The organism is Streptomyces sp. NPDC002896, from assembly GCF_040295225.1.
Classification (GTDB): domain Bacteria; phylum Actinomycetota; class Actinomycetes; order Streptomycetales; family Streptomycetaceae; genus Streptomyces.
Map to the genome: position 1 here is coordinate 309,083 of NZ_JBEOVA010000009.1, position 17,744 is coordinate 326,826.

Annotated in this window: 19 protein-coding genes; 12 read left to right on the forward strand and 7 right to left on the reverse strand. The window is 70.3% G+C overall.

Going from position 1 to position 17,744, the window contains the following annotated elements:
• Window positions 1-1,052: 1,052 nt before the first annotated feature.
• Window positions 1,053-1,643: an N-acetylmuramoyl-L-alanine amidase gene (locus ABT009_RS19255; protein ID WP_351295772.1), complete on the reverse strand. Its 591-nt coding sequence runs from the start codon at window positions 1,641-1,643 to the stop codon at window positions 1,053-1,055.
• 296 nt (window positions 1,644-1,939) lie between these two features.
• Between ABT009_RS19255 and ABT009_RS19260 the strand changes: the two genes are divergently transcribed.
• The 3 genes from ABT009_RS19260 to ABT009_RS19270 all read left to right on the forward strand — a co-directional run bounded on the left by ABT009_RS19260 (window position 1,940) and on the right by ABT009_RS19270 (window position 5,200).
• Complete coding sequence (locus ABT009_RS19260; protein ID WP_351295775.1) at window positions 1,940-3,346, forward strand: family 2B encapsulin nanocompartment shell protein; 1,407 nt, start codon at window positions 1,940-1,942, stop codon at window positions 3,344-3,346.
• Between the two features lie 175 nt (window positions 3,347-3,521).
• Complete coding sequence (locus ABT009_RS19265; RefSeq protein WP_351296035.1) at window positions 3,522-4,139, forward strand: GNAT family N-acetyltransferase; 618 nt, start codon at window positions 3,522-3,524, stop codon at window positions 4,137-4,139.
• 716 nt (window positions 4,140-4,855) lie between these two features.
• The gene (locus ABT009_RS19270) at window positions 4,856-5,200 is read left to right on the forward strand and encodes a DUF952 domain-containing protein (RefSeq protein WP_351295778.1); all 345 of its coding nucleotides are present in this window, start codon (window positions 4,856-4,858) and stop codon (window positions 5,198-5,200) included.
• 177 nt (window positions 5,201-5,377) lie between these two features.
• Here ABT009_RS19270 and sodN read toward each other — a convergent pair whose 3' ends face one another.
• Window positions 5,378-5,773 carry a superoxide dismutase, Ni gene (sodN, locus tag ABT009_RS19275; RefSeq protein WP_351295781.1) on the reverse strand — a complete coding sequence of 132 codons (396 nt, stop codon included), beginning with the start codon at window positions 5,771-5,773 and terminating at the stop codon, window positions 5,378-5,380.
• A 177-nt stretch (window positions 5,774-5,950) separates the two neighbouring features.
• Here sodN and sodX point away from each other — a divergent pair, with 177 nt between their 5' ends.
• Window positions 5,951-6,394: a nickel-type superoxide dismutase maturation protease gene (sodX, locus tag ABT009_RS19280; protein WP_351295784.1), complete on the forward strand. Its 444-nt coding sequence runs from the start codon at window positions 5,951-5,953 to the stop codon at window positions 6,392-6,394.
• On the opposite strand, the gene ABT009_RS19285 is transcribed toward sodX, so the two are convergent.
• Window positions 6,298-6,927, reverse strand: coding sequence for a CGNR zinc finger domain-containing protein (locus tag ABT009_RS19285; protein ID WP_351295787.1), 630 nt, complete (start codon window positions 6,925-6,927; stop codon window positions 6,298-6,300). The two genes, sodX and ABT009_RS19285, sit on opposite strands and share 97 nt — an antisense overlap.
• Before the next feature lie 104 nt (window positions 6,928-7,031).
• Here ABT009_RS19285 and ABT009_RS19290 point away from each other — a divergent pair, with 104 nt between their 5' ends.
• From ABT009_RS19290 to ABT009_RS19300, 3 genes are all read left to right on the forward strand, one after another.
• On the forward strand, window positions 7,032-7,793 hold the full coding sequence (locus tag ABT009_RS19290; RefSeq protein ID WP_351295790.1) for a class I SAM-dependent methyltransferase: 762 nt from the start codon (window positions 7,032-7,034) through the stop codon (window positions 7,791-7,793).
• Between the two features lie 139 nt (window positions 7,794-7,932).
• Entirely contained in the window at window positions 7,933-8,421 is a 489-nt protein-coding gene (locus ABT009_RS19295; RefSeq protein WP_351295793.1) for a SigE family RNA polymerase sigma factor, read from the forward strand.
• Window positions 8,418-9,167, forward strand: a complete 750-nt coding sequence (locus ABT009_RS19300; RefSeq protein ID WP_351295796.1) for a hypothetical protein — start codon at window positions 8,418-8,420, stop codon at window positions 9,165-9,167. Before ABT009_RS19295 ends, ABT009_RS19300 begins: the two co-directional genes overlap by 4 nt.
• 61 nt (window positions 9,168-9,228) lie before the next feature.
• Here ABT009_RS19300 and ABT009_RS19305 read toward each other — a convergent pair whose 3' ends face one another.
• The 3 genes from ABT009_RS19305 to ABT009_RS19315 are packed head-to-tail and all read right to left on the reverse strand — an operon-like array spanning window position 9,229 to window position 11,938.
• Window positions 9,229-9,990 (reverse strand): amino acid ABC transporter ATP-binding protein, encoded by a 762-nt coding sequence (locus ABT009_RS19305; RefSeq protein ID WP_351295799.1) that lies wholly within the window; start codon window positions 9,988-9,990, stop codon window positions 9,229-9,231.
• Window positions 9,987-10,934, reverse strand: a complete 948-nt coding sequence (locus tag ABT009_RS19310) for an amino acid ABC transporter permease (RefSeq protein WP_351295801.1) — start codon at window positions 10,932-10,934, stop codon at window positions 9,987-9,989. The genes ABT009_RS19305 and ABT009_RS19310 overlap by 4 nt, the downstream gene beginning before the upstream one ends.
• Before the next feature lie 32 nt (window positions 10,935-10,966).
• Window positions 10,967-11,938, reverse strand: coding sequence for an ABC transporter substrate-binding protein (locus ABT009_RS19315; protein ID WP_351295804.1), 972 nt, complete (start codon window positions 11,936-11,938; stop codon window positions 10,967-10,969).
• Window positions 11,939-12,465: 527 nt separating this feature from the next.
• Here ABT009_RS19315 and ABT009_RS19320 point away from each other — a divergent pair.
• The 5 genes from ABT009_RS19320 to ABT009_RS19340 all read left to right on the forward strand — a co-directional run bounded on the left by ABT009_RS19320 (window position 12,466) and on the right by ABT009_RS19340 (window position 16,552).
• Window positions 12,466-13,689, forward strand: coding sequence for an NAD(P)-dependent malic enzyme (locus ABT009_RS19320; RefSeq protein ID WP_351295807.1), 1,224 nt, complete (start codon window positions 12,466-12,468; stop codon window positions 13,687-13,689).
• Window positions 13,690-13,897: 208 nt separating this feature from the next.
• Window positions 13,898-14,860: a zinc-binding dehydrogenase gene (locus tag ABT009_RS19325; RefSeq protein WP_351295810.1), complete on the forward strand. Its 963-nt coding sequence runs from the start codon at window positions 13,898-13,900 to the stop codon at window positions 14,858-14,860.
• 177 nt (window positions 14,861-15,037) lie between these two features.
• On the forward strand, window positions 15,038-15,247 hold the full coding sequence (locus ABT009_RS19330; RefSeq protein WP_003997975.1) for a helix-turn-helix domain-containing protein: 210 nt from the start codon (window positions 15,038-15,040) through the stop codon (window positions 15,245-15,247).
• Window positions 15,247-15,831 carry a Clp protease N-terminal domain-containing protein gene (locus ABT009_RS19335; RefSeq protein ID WP_351295813.1) on the forward strand — a complete coding sequence of 195 codons (585 nt, stop codon included), beginning with the start codon at window positions 15,247-15,249 and terminating at the stop codon, window positions 15,829-15,831. Before ABT009_RS19330 ends, ABT009_RS19335 begins: the two co-directional genes overlap by 1 nt.
• Before the next feature lie 79 nt (window positions 15,832-15,910).
• A complete protein-coding gene (locus tag ABT009_RS19340; protein WP_351295816.1) occupies window positions 15,911-16,552 on the forward strand; it encodes a YwqG family protein in 642 nt (213 codons plus the stop codon).
• 114 nt (window positions 16,553-16,666) lie between these two features.
• Here ABT009_RS19340 and ABT009_RS19345 read toward each other — a convergent pair whose 3' ends face one another.
• Entirely contained in the window at window positions 16,667-17,743 is a 1,077-nt protein-coding gene (locus ABT009_RS19345) for a helix-turn-helix transcriptional regulator (RefSeq protein ID WP_351295819.1), read from the reverse strand.
• Window position 17,744 lies beyond the last annotated feature (1 nt).

Sequence of the window (17,744 nt, forward strand, 5' to 3'; positions counted from 1 at the left end):
GTCGGCTCCGGCGCACCGCGCGGACCCAAGGCCCACAGGCAGATCCCGGGGCCGTGTGCGCCGTGCCCGCAGTGGGGCGGCGCGGCGGGCGCCCCTGCCGCCGGGTGTGCCGTGGCCGCTGAGCGGGGCCCGTCGAGGGGTGGCCGGGCGCTGCACGCCGGGGCGTGCCCCCGGGCACCGCCGCGGCCCTCTACGGGGACCCCGCTGTCGGCCGAGACCTGCCCGCCGCGCCTTGCCCGAGGAGACACGGCACGGCGAGGCGCTGCCCTCCGGGCCGTGCCCGTCGAGCGGTGGCCGCCCCGGTTTGCGCTCTGGGCCGTGCTTCGGGGCCCTGCCGCGGTGCGGGCGGTCCCCGGGGACGCCGCAGTCTGCCTGGCCCTGGCCGCTTCGCCGTGCCCGCCAAGGCGGCTGCCCGAAGTGCTGCCTCCGCCGCGCCCTCACTGCCGCGTACCGACCATGGGCCCGCTCGCAGCTTCCGGAGCCTTGCCGGCGCGTCTCCCGCCGAGGTGCCGCCACGCGAAGCCCGACCTCCAGGCGGTACCCGGCGAGGCTGCGGCCGGGGCCGACGCTCCTTCACTGGGCGTCGGCGGGCCGCGCTGCTCGCCCCGATGCGCCGTCACTGGCCGGGCCGTCCCCCTTACCGCGCCGCTGTCAGGCGAGCCGTGCCGGGGGCGCTGTGCCCCGGGGCGCGGCCGCCCGAGACGTTGCCCGGCTCCTTCACCGGGCGTCGGCGGGCCGCGCTGCCCTGTCGGGCCTGTCCCGATGTGCCGTCACTGGCCGGGCCGTCCCCCTGACCGCGCCGCTGTCAGGCGAGCCGTGCCGGGGGCGCTGTGCCCCGGGGCGCGGCCGCCCGAGGCGTTGCCCGGGGGCCGGCATCCGGCCGCGGTCGTCGACGGGTTGCCGTCCGGGCCGGCGCCCGGCCGAGGCCGTCGCTGGGCTGCGCCGTCCCGGCCGGCGCCCGGCCACGGCTGCTGTGTGGCTGTCCCTTGGGGCCGCCAGCGGCCCGCGACTGTCGGGCGGGTTGCCCGACGGCCGCCGCCCGCCCGCGGACGTCACTTCAGGCGGTCGCGGATGCGCTCCCGCATCGAGTGCATCGTGAAGCCGCGGGGATCGGACTTGCCCGGCTGCCATTCGAGGTGGCCGATGACCGAGCGTTCCGTCCAGCCGTGGTGGCGGCAGATCGCGGCCGCCACCTTCTCGATGGCTGCCAGTTGCGCCTCGGGCCAGGGGTCCTCGCCGTCGCCGAGGTTCTCGCACTCGAAGCCGTAGAAGTGCCGGTTGCCGTCGGTGTTCGCCTCGTTGTCCGGCGGGAGGGTCTTCTCGGCGATGACCGCGCGCAGCACGTCGTCGTCGCCCAGGCCCGCGTGGTTGGCGCGTCCGTAGCCGACTAGGTGGACCCGGCCGTCCTTGGTGATGACGCCATGGCACAGCGGGCCGGGCAGCCCGGCGTAGCCGTCGCGGCAGATGCGGACGGTGCGTTCGCTGCCCGATGTCACGGTGTGGTGGATCATGACGCCGTGCACCGGCCCCCAGGGGCCCTTGTGGTTGCGGTTGTGGTCACGCCAGTCGCCGACCTCGACGACGGTCAGGCCTTCGTCCCTGAGAGCGTCCAGGAACGTGCTCGCGGACATGGGTGGGGCCATGCCGCCTCCTTCTGCGGGCCGCGACGGCCGCCGGACGCGGACCGCCTCGTACCGCTTGCTTCTACCGGAAGTCCGGTAGGGCGGACCACCCCGCCCGCAGCCGTGGCCGTGCAGATCCTGTGGCTACCCCGTGGTTCCCGACCCGGCCGCGCGTGCGCCCCCGGCCCGCGGGCCATCTGCCCCGTTCATGATGATCCATTCCCGCTCGTTTGTGTAATGGTATCGACACGTTCCGTGATGAAAGCCTGGTGTGCGCAGGTCAGTGCAGGTAGGCGCACCATCGGGAGGGCACAGTCATGTCGGTAGGCGAAGAGGTCCGCGCAGGGCAGACCGGGCCGCAGCAGAGTCTCGGCGCGGCGGCCGCGCGGAACCTGGCCACCACCACCAAGTCCGCACCCCAGATGCAGGAGATCAGCTCGCGCTGGCTGCTGCGCATGTTGCCGTGGGTGAACGTGCAGGGCGGTACGTACCGCGTGAACCGCCGGCTGAGCTACTCCGTCGGCGACGGCCGGGTGACGTTCGTGAAGACCGGCGACCGCGTGCAGGTCATCCCCGCGGAGCTCGGCGAACTGCCCGTGCTGCGGGCGTACGAGGACCTGGAGGGGCTCGGCGAGCTCGCCGGCCGCTGCCGGCAGCGGGAGTTCGCCCCGGGAGAGGTGCTTGCCTCCTTCGGCGGCCAGACCGACGAGGTGTTCCTGCTCGCGCACGGCAGGGTCGAGAAGATCGGCACCGGTCCGTACGGCGACGACGCCGTCCTCGGGGTCCTCGCCGACGGCGCGTACTTCGGGGAGCAGGCGCTCCTCGAACCCGACGCGATGTGGGAGTACACGGCCCGCGCGGTCACGGCGTGCACCGTGCTGACCCTGTCCCGCCAGGACCTCGAGCAGGTCGCGGAGCGCACCGAGTCGCTGCAGGAACATCTCCGGCGGCTCCGCTCACTCCCGCGGCAGCGCACCAACAAGTACGGAGAGGCGCCCATCGACCTCTCCGCGGGCCATGTCGGAGAGGCGGTGCTGCCGGGCACGTACGTCGACTACGAGCCGGCGCCGCGGGAGTACGAGCTGAGCGTCGCGCAGACCGTTCTGCGCATCCACACGCGCGTGGCCGATCTCTACAACCAGCCGATGAACCAGACGGAGCAGCAGCTGCGGCTCACCGTCGAGGCGCTGAAGGAGCGCCAGGAGCACGAGCTGATCAACCACCGGGAGTTCGGCCTGCTCAACAACTGCGAGTACGACCAGCGGCTGCAGCCGCACGACGGCGTCCCCAGCCCCGACGACATGGACGAACTGCTGAGTCGCAGGCGCGGATCCAAGCTGTTCCTCGCCCACCCGCGCGCGATCGCGGCGTTCGGCCGCGAGTGCAACAAGCGCGGCCTGGTGCCCGAGAGCATCGACGTCGGCGGCAACCGGATCCCCACCTGGCGGGGCGTGCCGATCTTCCCGTGCAACAAGATCCCGGTGACCGAGGCCAGGACCACCTCGATCATCTGCATGCGTACGGGCGAGGCCGAACAGGGCGTCATCGGGCTGCACCAGCCGGGCATTCCGGACGAGATCGAGCCCAGTCTCTCCGTGCGGTTCATGGGCATCAGCGAGCAGGCGATCATCTCCTACCTGGTCACGACGTACTACTCGGCGGCCGTGCTGGTGCCGGACGCGCTGGGCGTCCTGGAGAACGTGGAGATCGGCCGCTGGCGGTGACGTCCCGCGCGGGCGGGCCCTGCGTACGGCATGATCCAGCCGGTGCCCGGGGCCCGGCCGTGCGTATGAACGTCATCGCCTAGGCTGCAACCGCCGTTGTGCAGAGGCTTGTTGAGAGTGGCTCCGATGGGCCGGAGCGACTGCCGTGGGGACGAGACGAAGGGCGGGCTGGGGCATGGGCGTCGCGATCCGGAGGGCCGTCGAGAGCGACCGGGCGGCCGTCACCCGGCTGCTGGACGAGGCGTTCCAGGACGACCCGGTCAGCTGCTGGGTCTTTCCCGACGCGGACCACCGCCGCCGCACCCACCACAAGCTGATGGGCGCCTTCCTGGACATCGTGCTGAGCGAAGGACGCGTGGACCTCACGGAGGACGGCAGGGCAGCCGCGCTGTGGCTCTCCGTGCCCGCAGGCGAACCAGAGGACCATGACGGCGAGGACGACGGTCCCGCGGAGATGCGTGAGGCCGTCGACCCGGACAACGAACGCGTCGAGCTGGTCGGCAGGCTGACCGGAGCCGTTCACCCGACCGGCCGTGCCCACGAGTACCTCCTGCTGATAGCCGTGACACCCGAGCACCAGGGCGAAGGGCTCGGCACCGCGCTCATCGGGTCCGTTCTCGACCGCTGCGACCGCGAGGGGCTCCCCGCCTATCTGGAGGCGAGCAACGCCCGCAGCCGCCGCCTGTACGAGCGGCTGGGCTTCGCCTTCACCGGGCGCCCGGTCGATCTGCCGGACGGCCCACGCATGTGGCCGATGTGGCGCGAGCCGCAGGCGACATCTGCGGTGAGCTGACGACGGGGTCGTCGGCAGGGCCGATGGCGCGGCGCCCGGCCGCAACCCTGCGGATGAAACGCGGTGACTGCTTTCAGGGCCGGGTCGCGCGGACCGCCCTATGGTGGAGGCATGGGCATCGAAGGGCGCCGGTCCGGCCGCCGCCCGCGGGACGAGGAGTATGTGTGCCCCGCCTGCGGACAGCCCGTCGGGACGGTCATTTACAGACGAAAGATTCTGGGTGCGTTCGTCCCCGTGTGGGGTTCCGGACCGTGCCGTGATCCCGACTGCCCGGCCTATGAGAAGCCGGAGGAGACGGTCCACGGCGCAGGGGCCGGGCGATCGCACGGCAGCCACGCTCACACAGCGGGACCGACCGCTATGGGCAGTGTCACGGCCCTGGGCGCACGCGCGGCGAGGAGTACGGCTGCGGCAGGCGGTAAGCGCCGCACCAGCACGCAAGACCGGCCGGAGCGAGCGGGCACAGGCGACATGGAGGGGCTGGACGACCAGGTGGGCTTCCGCCACGCCCACGACGGAAGCGCCGGCCCGCCCGACGATCAAGAGGAGAACCCTCCGCGATAGCCGATAGCCCGGGAAGGAGCCCAGGAGCGCCCCAGGAGCGCCCCAGTAGCCCAGGAGGCCCGGACGTGATCTTTGAGCCTGCCCGCCGCAGCATGCCCTGAACCGACAGATATCCCGTGGCCGGGGCGGCACGGCTGCCCTAGCGTGCCGCCATGCCCGAACTTGTGCACATCACCGAACGCGCCCTCTGGGAAGCGGCCCGCCGGACCGGTACCTACGAAATCTCCACGCGCGGCCGCACGCTCAGCGAAGAAGGCTTCATCCACTGCTCCCTCCGCAGCCAACTCCAGCGCGTGGCAGGTTTCCTGTACGGGACGTACGAGGGGTCCGACGAACTGGTCGTCCTCGTCATCGACAGCGACCGCCTGACGGCGCCCGTGCGCTACGAGGCTCCCGAGCCCGGCGCCGAGGAGTTTCCGCACATCTACGGCCCCGTCCCGGTGGACGCCGTGGTCCGGGTCGAGCCGTGGACGGGCGGCGGAGTGGCGGACGAATGAGGCGTGAGCCCGCGGCGCCACGAACTCTTCCCGCTCACTCTGGCGTTGGGACGGTCAGCAGGACCGGCCGTACAACCGCGTCATGAACGCCGACAGCACCCGGCTCCGCGCGGTTGCCGGGTGCTGTCGATGCGCGGCGGCAAGGCTGCCGCCTGAGCAAAAGAAGGGTGAGCGAGGTCAGGCCTTCTTGGTCTCCCAGAAGATCTTGTCGATCTGGGCGATGTAGTCGAGCGCCTTCTGGCCGGTGGCCGGGTCCGTCGACGCCTTGGCGGCCGAGAGGGCCTTCAGGGCGTCGTTCACCAGCTGGTGCAGCTCCGGGTACTTCTCGAAGTGCGGGGGCTTGAAGTAGTCGCTCCACAGCACCGACACGTGGTGCTTGGCAAGCTCGGCGCGCTGCTCCTTGATGACGGTGGCGCGAGCCTGGAAGTGCGGGTCGTCGTTCGCGGCCATCTTGTCCTGAACGGCCTTGACCGACTCCGCCTCGATGCGGGCCTGGGCCGGGTCGTACACACCGCAGGGCAGGTCGCAGTGCGCACTGGCCTTCAGCTTGGGGGCAAACAGGCGGGAGAGCATGGATGCTGTCCTTCCTCGTGATCGTCTTCTCAGGTGGGACATTACTCCGTGGAAGACGGGATTTGGCGAGTGCCCCCATGGGCTTAGGACAAAAGTCCGGGGCCAGACTGGGACTGGTGAACGATAGGACCGGAACGGAACCGGAACGTACGCCGAGCGGAACCGGGAGGTTGTCTGATGCCTGAGACGGCAGCGGAGGGGCGGGAGGCACGCGTGCCGTTCCAACTGATCGAGGTGGACGGGCCGTCGATGGTGCCCACACTCAACCCGGGGGACTGGATGCTGGTCCAGTACGGCGCCCGGGTACGGCCGGGCGCCGTCGTGATCCTGCGGCATCCCTTCCAGCAGGACCTGCTGGTCGTCAAGCGGGCCGTCGAGCGCCGCGACGACGGCTGGTGGGTGCTCGGCGACAACCCGTACTCGCCGGGCGGGGACAGCACGGTCTATGGGGCCGTGCCCGACGAGCTCGTCCTCGCGACGGTGCGGGCGCGTTTCCGGCCGCGCACCGGGGGGCAGGGCGAGGGTCAGCGGTCCGTCGTCGCGCGGCTCTCGTGGGCCTTCTCCGCGCTGCGGCCGGTGCTCTCGGACCGGTCGGCCTCCAGGCGCTTGCGGGCGCGGTAGGCCGCCACATTGGCCCGGGTCGCGCAGCGGTCCGAGCAGTACCGCCGTGAGCGGTTCGTGGACGTGTCGAGATAGGCGTTGCGGCACGGCGCTGCCTCGCACAGGCCGAGGCGGTCGACGCCGTACGACGTGAGGTGGAAGGCGAGCCCCATCGTGGCGATCGCGGCATAGCCGGCGGTCGCGTTCGACGGGTGGTCCGCGAGGTGCATGTGCCACAGGGGGCGGCCGTCGTCGTCCCGGTAGTCGTGCCCGGAGATCTGAGGGCTCACCGGGAACTCCAGGAGCAGCGAGTTCAGCAGGTCGACGGCCAGCGTCTCGTCACCGCTGTCCGCCGCCTCGAAGACCGCCCGCAGACGCGCCCGTACGGAGCGGAAGCGCGTCACGTCCGCGTCCGTGGCGCGCCGGGCCGCGGACGAATTGACGCCGAAGAGGTCCCGGACGGCCTCCACAGAAGTCAGCGAGTCCTTGTTGCGACCGGGCTCCTCGCTGTTGACCAGGCGCACGGCGTAGTCCGAGTAATAGGCGAGTTCCACTTGTAGTCCTTACGGGAGCGGTCTATCTTCGAGGGAACGTGAGTAACAGCTGCGCATCCTTCGAGGGTATTACGCGCGGGCTATTACGCAGGGGAGGGGCTGGGATGACGGAGACCACGGCCGGTGCCGACTGGCGCGCCTGGCAGGAGAGCTGGGACCGGCAGCAGGAGTGGTACATGCCGGACCGCGAGGAGCGGTTCCGGGTGATGCTGGACATGGTCGAGGCGACGGTCGGCCCCGAGCCGCGCGTACTGGACCTCGCATGCGGTACGGGGAGTATCACGAGCCGGCTCCTCGAGAGGTTCCCGAAGGCCGTCAGCACGGGCGTCGACCTCGACCCGGCGCTGCTCACCATCGCCGAGGGCACCTTCGCGGGCGACGACCGCGTCTCGCTCGTCACCGCCGACCTCAAGGACCCGCAGTGGACGGGCAGGCTGCCGTACGCGGCATACGACGCGGTACTCACCGCCACCGCCCTCCACTGGCTGCACAAGGAGCCCCTCGCCACGCTCTACGGACAGATCGCGGGCCTCGTCCGCGAGGGCGGGGTCTTCATGAACGCGGACCACATGATCGACGAGTCCACGCCGCGGATCAACGCGGCCGAGCGCGCCCACCGGCACGCGCAGATGGACCGCGCCAAGGCGGCCGGCGCCCTCGACTGGACCGAGTGGTGGGCGCTCGCCGCCGAGGACCCGGTACTGGCCGGGCCGACCGCGAAGCGGTTCGAGATCTACGGTGAGCACGCCGACGGCGAAACGCCCTCCGCGGACTGGCACGCGCGCGTGCTGCGCGAAAAGGGCTTCGCGGAGGCGCGGGCGGTGTGGCGCTCGCCTTCTGACGCTCTGGTGCTGGCGCTGAAGTAAGCACTCCGGCAACCCCAGTTGAGGCGGTACGAAAAATTCGTACCGTCTCTTCTGCGTCCTGTGAGGCCCCCCACCGCACTGGAAGGGGTGAGACGGTCCGTTCCCGGAGGGCCGGGGGAACCGGAGAGAGGGGCGTGGGATGACGCGGGGCGCTCAAGCGGCTCTGCACGTCTTCGTCGAGGGAAGGCGCACGGCGCTGTTCCGCAGTGCTTATCTGCTGTGCGGCAACCGCGACGAGGCGGAGGACCTCGTCCAGACGGCGCTGGTGAAGGTCGTCCTCGGCGCGCGCAGACACGGGCGGCTGGACAACCTCGAGGCCTATGCGCGCAAGACGCTGGTCAACACCTTCATCGCGACGCGCCGCCGGTTCTGGCGGCGCGAGCACGCATACGGCGAACTGCCCGACGTACCGGGGCAGGTGACGGACAGCGACACCGGCCTGATGGTACGGGCCGCTCTCGCAGGGCTCCCGCCCAAGCAGCGGGCGGTGCTGGTGCTGCGTTACTGGGAGGACCTCAGCGTGGCCGCCACCGCCGAACTGCTCGGAATGCGGGAGAGCACGGTCAAGAGCCACACGGCCAGGGGACTCGCGGCGCTGAAGGCCGCGGTGCGGGAGGAACACGTATGACAGGCATGAACGACAACGACATCGCGCGGGAACTGCTCGGCCGGGCCGTCGACGACGTGCCGGTGCCGGCCGGCCGCGGCAGCGAGGCCGTCTTCGCACGGGCCGCGAGGCTGCGGTGGCGCCGGCGCGCGGCGGTGACCGGCGTGGTCGCGGCGGCGGTCGCGGGCGGCGTCCTGGGCTCCGGTGTGGTGCCGGGCGGCGAGGCGGCGAACGTGGCTGCTTCACCGACCTCCGGCGAACTCGGCACCGGAGCGTCCGGCTTCGAGAAGCTGCTGCCCGCGGGGGTCGGCAAGGTCCGGGAGGTGTCCCTGGGGCAGCTGATCAAGGGCACGAAGAAGCCCTTCGGGGCCAAGAAGGTCGGGCCGTTCGACGGGGAGTACACCATCGCGCGGGACGGAGGCGTCGGATTCGTCACCGTGCACGTGAACAAGAAGGTCAAGGACCTCGACCCCGACCCTTGCAACATCGGCAACGTCACGCCGCCGGTGCTCAAGTGCACCAACGAGAAGGCGAGCGGCGGCACCCTGCTGTCCATCTGGCAGACGCCCGGCGAGAAGGCGACCCAGCCGTCGTACAGCGGAACCCAGCTGGAGGCGCGGGTGGTCTTCAACGACGGCACGGTCCTCAGCATCCGTGACTGGACGGGCTACCAGGGCCAGGGCTCCCCGGGACCGCTGCTCAAGACGTTCCCGCTGACGCGGGCGCAGCTGCGGGAACTGGCGCTGAAGCCGGAGTTGCTGCCGTAGTCCCCGATGCGCGAAAAGGGGCGGTACGAGGATCCCGTACCGCCCCTTGTCGTACGTACCGTCAGAGCACCTTGGACAGGAACGACTGCGTCCGCTCGTGCTGCGGGTTCGTCAGGACGTCGCGTGGGTTGCCGGACTCGACCACCACGCCACCGTCCATGAAGACGAGGCTGTCGCCGACCTCGCGCGCGAAGCCCATCTCGTGCGTGACGACGACCATCGTCATGCCGGACTCGGCGAGGTCGCGCATGACGTCGAGGACGTCGCCGACGAGCTCCGGGTCGAGCGCCGAGGTGGGCTCGTCGAAGAGCATCAGCTTCGGGTCCATCGCCAGCGCCCGGGCGATGGCGACGCGCTGCTGCTGGCCGCCGGAGAGCTGGGACGGGTAGCTCCCGGACTTGTCGGCGAGGCCCACGCGGTCCAGGAGCTCCAATGCCCGCTCCTTGGCCTGGGCCTTGCTCGTGCCCTTGACCTGGATGGGCGCCTCCATGACGTTCTCCACGGCCGTCATGTGCGGGAACAGGTTGAAGCGCTGGAAGACCATGCCGATGTCCCGGCGCTTCATGGCGACCTCGCGGTCGCGCAGCTCGTAGAGCTTGTCGCCCTGCTGGCGGTACCCGACCAGCTCGCCGTCGACGTAGAGGCGGCCGGCGTTGATCTTCTCCAGGTGGTTGATGCACCTCAGGAAGGTCGACTTGCCGGAACCCGACGGGCCGATGAGGCAGAACACCTCGCCGGTCTTCACCTCGAGGTCGATGCCCTTGAGGACCTCGACGTGGCCGAAGGACTTGTGGACGCCCTCGGCCTTCACCATGGCGGTCATGCGGTGACCCTCTCCCGGCTCGACAGCGACAGCACGTGCGCCTTGACCTTCTGCCACGGGGTGGCCGGCAGCTGGCGGCTCGAGCCGCGCGCGTAGTACCGCTCGATGTAGTACTGGCCGACGCTCAGGACGGAGGTCAGGATCAGGTACCAGGCGGCGGCGAGGAACAGCATCTCGACCGGGGCACCGGAGGTCTGCCCGATGTCCTGGGCGTACCGCAGCAGCTCGTAGTACTGGACGGCCGACACCAGCGAGGTCGTCTTCAGCATGTTGATGACCTCGTTGCCCGTCGGCGGCACGATGACGCGCATCGCCTGCGGGACCACGACCCGGCGCAGGGTCTTGCCGTGGCTCATGCCCAGCGCGTGCGCCGCCTCGGTCTGGCCCTCGTCGACCGAGAGCAGACCGGCGCGGCAGATCTCCGCCATGTACGCGGCCTCGTTGAGGCCCAGGCCGAGCAGCGCCGTCAGGAACGGCGTCATGAAGTCGGACCACTCGTTCTTGTAGACCGGCCCGAGGTTGATGTACTCGAAGACCAGGCCCAGGTTGAACCAGACGAACAGCTGGACGAGGACCGGGGTGCCGCGGAAGAACCAGATGTAGAACCACGCGATCGACGAGGTCACCGGGTTCTTCGACAGGCGCATCACGGCGAGCAGGATGCCGCCGACCACGCCGATCACCATGGACAGGACGGTCAGCAGCAGAGTCTGGCCGACGCCCTTGATGATGCGGTCGTCGAAGAAGTAGTCCGGGACGGCACCCCAGTTGATCTTGCCTTGTGCGAACGCGTAGATGATCGCGACCAGCAGGGCGATGGCGATGACCGCGGAGATCCACCGCCCGTAGTGGCGGACCGGGACGGCCTTGATGGCCTCAGGTCCGGCCGGTGGCGGCGGAGGAGCGTCCTCCGGGCCGTCCGTCTTGTCGATGTCAACAGTCACGGGTGTTGCCTTTCAACGACGCGTCGTCGTGATCACTTGCCGCCGTTGATGGTGGCCTCGGTGACGGCGCCGTCCGTGACGCCCCACTTCGAGATGACCTTCTCGTACTCGCCGTTCTTGATGACCGCGTCGAGCGCCGCCTGCAGCGCGTCCCGCAGCTCGGTGTTGCCCTTGGCCACGGCGATGCCGTACGGGGCGGCCTCGACCTGCTCGCCGACGATCTCGAAGTCCTTGCCGCCGCCCGAGGTCTTCACCGCGTACGCGGCGACCGGGAAGTCCGAGGAGCCGGCGTCGGCGCCGCCGGAGCGCAGGCGGGTCTGGGCCTGCTGGTCGTTGTCGAAGGCCTCGATGGACAGCTTCTTGTCGGACGGGCACTTCTTCGCCTGGGCCTTGGCCAGGTCGTGCGAGACGGTGCCGCGCTGGACGACGATCTTCTTGCCGCACAGGTCGTCCCAGGTCTTGATCCCCTGGGTCTTGCCCTTCGGGGTGTAGATCGAGACGCCCGCGTTGAAGTAGTCGACGAAGTCGACACCCTCGCCGACCTTCTTGCCGGTGTCGGAGTCGACACCCTCCTGGCGGTCCTTGGTGTCGGTCATGGCCGACATGGCGATGTCGTAGCGCTTGGAGCGCAGACCGGTGATCAGCGTGTCGAACGTGCCGTTCTCGAACTCGAACTTCACGCCGAGCTGCTTGCCCATGGCGTCCGCGAGGTCGGGGTCGATGCCGACCGTCTTGCCGGACTCGTCCTTGAACTCCACCGGTGCGTACGCGATGTCGGAACCGACCTTGATGACGCCCTTGTCCCGGATCTCCTTGGGGAGCTTGTCGGCCAGCGGGGCCGCGCTCGCCGAGGCGGTGCCCGAGCTGTCGGAGCCGCTCTTCTCGGTCTGGTCGCCACAGCCCGTCAGCAGCAGCGTGCCTGCGACCGCGATGGCGCCGACCGCGGCGATCCGGGGCTTCGCGGACCTGGCGGCGGTCGTACGACGGGTGAAGCGTGCGGTCATGGTTGGTTCCTCCGGGTGAAGGCGTTGCCGATCGGTCGACGGGGCACACACCATCGAGTGTCGCGACCACGTGTGATTACGGCATCTTGCCATTCGGACCGGGCCCCTCAGGACGTCGGCCATGTCAAAATCGGATAACGGGTGACCCCCGAATCCCATCAGGTCGGCCCATCATGGCCGGACCTTCTGCGGGATCGCCTCCTACAAGCCGGAGGATCTTCGGCGCATCTCACCATGTGAGCCAAGCGCTGCGATGAGCTTGAGTCCTACACGGATCTGTCATCGACTTGTCCAGAAAAACGGCTATGAGTCATGTCACCGCCACGATATGGACTCGTCCGCGGCGGGGTCCGTCCGGTAAGAAGGTTCCTTACACCCCTCATCCGGGGCCCAAGGGCGCGTGTGCGGCGCGCCCGTCGCGTATGTACCCCGTACGTATCGGTCAAATCGGGGCATACGTGGTGCCCGCCCACCCCTAACCAGGAGTGGTCACCCTCAACCCATGAAGACTTAAGGGGTAAAACAAAGTGGCAGCGGAGATCGTCAATCCTCGCGGCGACAGCAGTGCGGGTCAGGAAGGCGAGGGCGAGCCTCTCGATTCGTTCGACCCGGCGTTCGCGCTGCACCGCGGCGGCAAGATGGCCGTGCAGGCCACCGTGCCGGTCCGCGACAAGGACGACCTGTCCCTCGCGTACACGCCCGGCGTCGCCAAGGTGTGCAGTGCCATCGCGGAACAGCCGGACCTCGTCCACGACTACACGTGGAAGTCGAATGTCGTCGCCGTGGTGACGGACGGGACGGCCGTGCTCGGGCTCGGAGACATCGGCCCCGAGGCCTCCCTCCCCGTGATGGAGGGGAAGGCCATTCTCTTCAAGCAGTTCGGCGGCGTGGACGCGGTGCCCATCGCGCTCGCGACCACGGACACGGACGAGATCGTCGACACCGTGGTGCGGCTCGCTCCCTCCTTCGGCGGTGTCAACCTCGAGGACATCTCGGCGCCGCGCTGCTTCGACATCGAGCGCAAGCTCCAGGAGCGGCTCGACATTCCGGTCTTCCACGACGACCAGCACGGCACGGCGGTCGTCACGCTCGCGGCCCTGCGGAACGCGGCGAAGCTGACCGGGCGGACGCTCGGTGATCTGCGTGCGGTGATTTCGGGTGCGGGGGCGGCAGGCGTCGCCATCGCGAAGATGCTCCTCGAGGCCGGCATCGGCGATGTCGCGGTCGCGGACCGCAAGGGCATCGTCAGCAGCGACCGCGACGACCTCACGCCGGTCAAGCGGGAGCTCGCCGAGATCACCAACAAGGCCGGGATCAGCGGCTCGCTGGAGGCCGCGCTGTCCGGCGCCGACGTCTTCATCGGCGTCTCCGGCGGTACGGTGCCGGAGCCGGCCGTGGCGTCGATGGCCGAGGGTGCGTTCGTGTTCGCCATGGCCAACCCGAACCCGGAGGTCCACCCGGACATCGCCCACCGGTACGCGGCGGTCGTCGCGACGGGGCGCTCCGACTTCCCGAACCAGATCAACAACGTCCTCGCGTTCCCGGGCATCTTCGCGGGCGCGCTGCAGGTCCGGGCGTCCCGGATCACCGAGGGCATGAAGATCGCGGCCGCGGAGGCGCTGGCGGGGGTCGTCGGGGACGATCTTGCGGCTGACTACGTGATTCCGTCGCCGTTCGACGAGCGGGTTGCTCCGGCGGTCACTGCGGCGGTTGCCGCGGCTGCCCGGGCTGAGGGTGTTGCTCGCCGCTAGGCGAGTGCTCTGCGCTGAGCGGGATAACGGGCCCCGCCCGGGTTGGCCTTCGGCCTTCCCCGGGCGGGGCCGGTTCGTTTTCCCACCCGCACACCCGCCCACCCGTGCGGGCCGCACTCCGGCCGCGGGCCAGTGTTGTGGGGGGCGCGGCGTGTGTCACACCCGCGTCCCGTTTCGCCGCGCCCCGCTCCCCCCTATCGTCAAGGTCATGTTCGCTGCCTACGCCGCCCGCATTGACCGTGACCAGCCCCTTGACGGCCTGGAGTTGGGGGAGCGCCCCGCCCCGCAGGCCCGGCCCGGCTGGACCACCGTGAACGTCAAGGCCGCCTCCCTCAACCACCACGACCTGTGGTCGCTGCGCGGGGTGGGCCTGAGTGAGGACAAGCTGCCGATGATCCTCGGCTGTGACGCCGCCGGGATCGACGAGGACGGGAACGAGGTCGTCCTGCACTCCGTCATCGGCCAGACGGGCCACGGGGTCGGGCCGAAGGAGCCCCGGACCATCCTCACCGAGAAGTACCAGGGCACCTTCGCCGAACAGGTCACGGTGCCTGCCTGGAACGTACTTCCCAAGCCGAAGGAGCTCTCCTTCGAGGAGGCCGCCTGTCTGCCGACCGCGTGGCTCACCGCGTACCGCATGCTCTTCACCAATGCCGGCGTACGCCCCGGTGACTCGGTCCTCGTCCAGGGCGCCGGAGGCGGCGTCGCGACGGCGGCGATCGTGCTCGGCAAGGCCGCCGGGCTGCGCGTCTTCGCCACCAGCCGGGACGACGCCAAGCGCAAGCGGGCCCTGGAGCTGGGCGCCGTGGAGGCGGTCGAGTCGGGGGCACGGCTGCCGGAGCGGGTGGATGCGGTCATCGAAACCGTCGGGGCGGCCACCTGGTCGCACTCCGTCAAGTCGCTGCGGCCGGGCGGCACGCTGGTCATCTCGGGCGCGACGAGCGGCGACCGCCCCTCGCATGCAGAGCTGACCCGCATCTTCTTCCTGGAACTCAAGGTCGTCGGCTCGACGATGGGGACGAAGGACGAGCTGGAGGATCTGCTCGCGTTCTGTGCTGCGACGGGTGTGCGGCCGGTGATCGACGAGGTGCTGCCGTTGGACCGGGCCCGGGAGGGCTTCGAGCGGATGGAGTCCGGCGGGCAGTTCGGAAAGATCGTCCTCACTGTGTGAGCGACTGTCTGAGCAACTGTGTGAGCACTCGTCGAGTGCCATCGCGTGAATGGCTGGCCGGGTCCTCCCGGGGCAACTGCCCTGGGGGGACCTGTCCGTTTTCAGGCGGCGACTGCGTATGAGCGCCTTGTCAACTGCGGTTGACGGATATCGGCTTGTCAATGTAAGTTGACATGCATGACCGAAGCAACGGATCTCGCCGAGCGTGCAGGTGATCGCGATCCGCGTGTCGGGCTGCGGGCCGTCGCCGCGTTGCGGCGGCTGCTCGAGCAGCTCGAAGCGGTTCAGGTGCGCAGTGCGCGCAATCAGGGCTGGTCGTGGCAGGAGATCGCCGCGGAGCTCGGCGTAAGCAGGCAGGCCGTGCACAAGAAGTACGGGAGGCGCTGATGTTCGAGCGGTTTACGAAGCATGCCCGCGCTGTGGTGGCAGACGCGGTCCATCATGCCGAGCGGGTGGATGCGGGCTCCGTTGGCGAGGAGCATCTGCTGCTCGCCCTCCTCGACAGGGAGGGCAGCCGGGCCTCGTTCGCCCTTGCCTCGCTGGGTGTCGCCGGCCGACGGGAGTCCGTCGAGCACTCGCTGGCCGAGGCGCGGCGGCGCGGCGGACTGTCGCAGGCCGACACGGATGCGCTTGCGGGGCTCGGCATCGACGTGACCGAGATCGTGTCCCGGGTGGAGGAAGCCCACGGGGTGGGTGCGCTGGCCGGCGACACGGACGGGAAGGGCCGGCGGGACCGGGACCGGGGCCGGCTTACGGGCCGCCGCCCCTTCAGCCCGGAGGCCAAGAGCACTTTGGAGAAGTCTCTGCGCATCGCGCTCGGCCGGCGCGACCGCTCCATCGGCGACGAACACATCCTCCTCGCCCTGACCGCCCGCTCCGGCATCGCCGCCGAAGTGCTCGCCGACCACGGCGTGACGTACGGGGCGGTGGAGCGGGTGCTGGGCGGTGGGGGAGAGGCGAAGGCGGGCTGACACCGAGATGCTGGGGTGGTGTCAGTGGTGGGTTCTAGGGTGGGTGACGCCCCGGTTGCCCTGGTCCAGTGGAGTGCCCGTGTCCATACCCCCGTCACCCCTGTCCGCTTCCGAATCCCCGTCCTCGTCCGTGTCGATGCCCGTGGCCGTGGTGTTCCATCCCGCGAATGCACCTGTTCGCGAGCCGGTGACGAAGGCCGGCGGGCAGCCGGTCTGGCTGGAGGAGCCGCAGTGGCCGCTGTCGCGTGAGACCGGTGAACCGATGCAGTTCCTCGCCCAGTTCGAGCTGGACGGCGGTGGCCTCGGCTATCTCTTCATGACGGGCGACGATGACGAGTGGGTCGACGGCACCTACGAACCGGAGGGCGGCGAGAACGCCGTGATTGTCCAGCCCGGCGGCCGCATTCCGGACTTCGTCGCCGTCGGGCCCCAGGCGGAGGGTCCGACCGTGGGCCCCGACCATCTCCCGCGCCCTGCCGAGACGGACCCGGACGGTCAGGAAGCAGATCCGGATGGCGAGCCCTGGCAGTTCCTCGGCGGGCCCGACATCGAACCGCAGTGGCTGCAGGGCGAGGAGACTCCTGGCGAGGGCTGGCGGCTGGTGGTCCAGCTGGACTCCTGCGGCCTGCCGTTCTACGTCAACTTCGGAGATGCGGGCGTCGGTTATGCCTTCGTCTCGCCGGACGGCAAGGAAGGGCGCTTCCTCTGGCAGTGCGGCTGAGGCACGGCTGAGCCCGGTCTTGGCCCACCCCCGGCCCGGCTGAGCCCGGTCTTGGCCCCCCTTGTGCGCCGAGGCGCCGACCGCTTCCGGGTGCCGCACCATCCGAGGCCGGCGTCACGCCCTGGGGGTCCGCAGCACCGCTCCGATATGCGCCGCCGCCGTCGACAAATGGCGGCGCGCGTCGCGGAGTTGTTCCTCTGTCACGCCCTGGTCGCGGGCCGCGTCGCGGATGTCGTCGCGGAAGCGGTCCAGGAGACGGTCCAGGTCACGTGCCGGGTCGCCGGTCGACGCCTCATGGGCCCAGCCCGGTTCCAGGTCGGCGGGGAAGCCCTCCTGCTCGCCCAGGAACTCCGGCTCCGGAGCGGCAGGACGCGGCTCCGCGGTGCCAGGGCGCTCCGCAGCACCGGAGTCCTTGCCGGACTCCTTCCAGCCGTACTTGCCGAAGTCGCCGAACTCCTTGGCCAGTTCGGTGAGACCCTCCCGTACCCCTGTCGGCCAGTCACCCCGTGCGAAGTGGTCCTGCACCTGGTCCTGTATGCGCTCGGCGACGCGCTGGAACTCCTCCGCCGCCTGGGCGCGCGCCTTCTCCTGGGCCTCCTTGGCCTGGCGGCGTGCCCGCATAGCCTCCTCGCGGGCCCGGCGGCTCTCGTCCTTCGCGCGCCGCGCCTGCTCCTTCCACTCCTGCTTGGCGCGCTTGAAGTCCTCCTTGGCCTGGCGCCACGCCTCCTTGTCGCCCCATGCCCCGTCGAAGTAGTCCGACGCCTCCGGGAACCCCTTGCCCGCCGCGCCTGCACGCGACGTGCTGCGGGCCTCCTGCGCCGCGGCCCGTATGTCGCGTCGCAGGTCGCCCGCCGCTCCGCTCACATCGGCGCGGATCTCCGCGGCGAGCTCCGCCACCGACTCGCGGATCTCCAGCTCGAGGTCGGCCAGCTCGCCGCTGCGGTCGGCCAGTTCGTCCCGTCCCGCGTCGGTGATCGCGTAGACCTTGCGGCCGCCCTCCGTGGTGTGCGTGACCAGGCCCTCGGCCTCCAGCTTCGCCAGGCGCGGGTACACCGTGCCCGCCGAAGGCGCGTACAGGCCCTGGAAGCGCTCCTCCAGGAGGCGGATCACCTCGTAGCCGTGCCGCGGCGCCTCGTCCAGCAGCTTCAGCAGGTACAGGCGCAGTCGGCCGTGGGCGAAGACGGGCGGCATG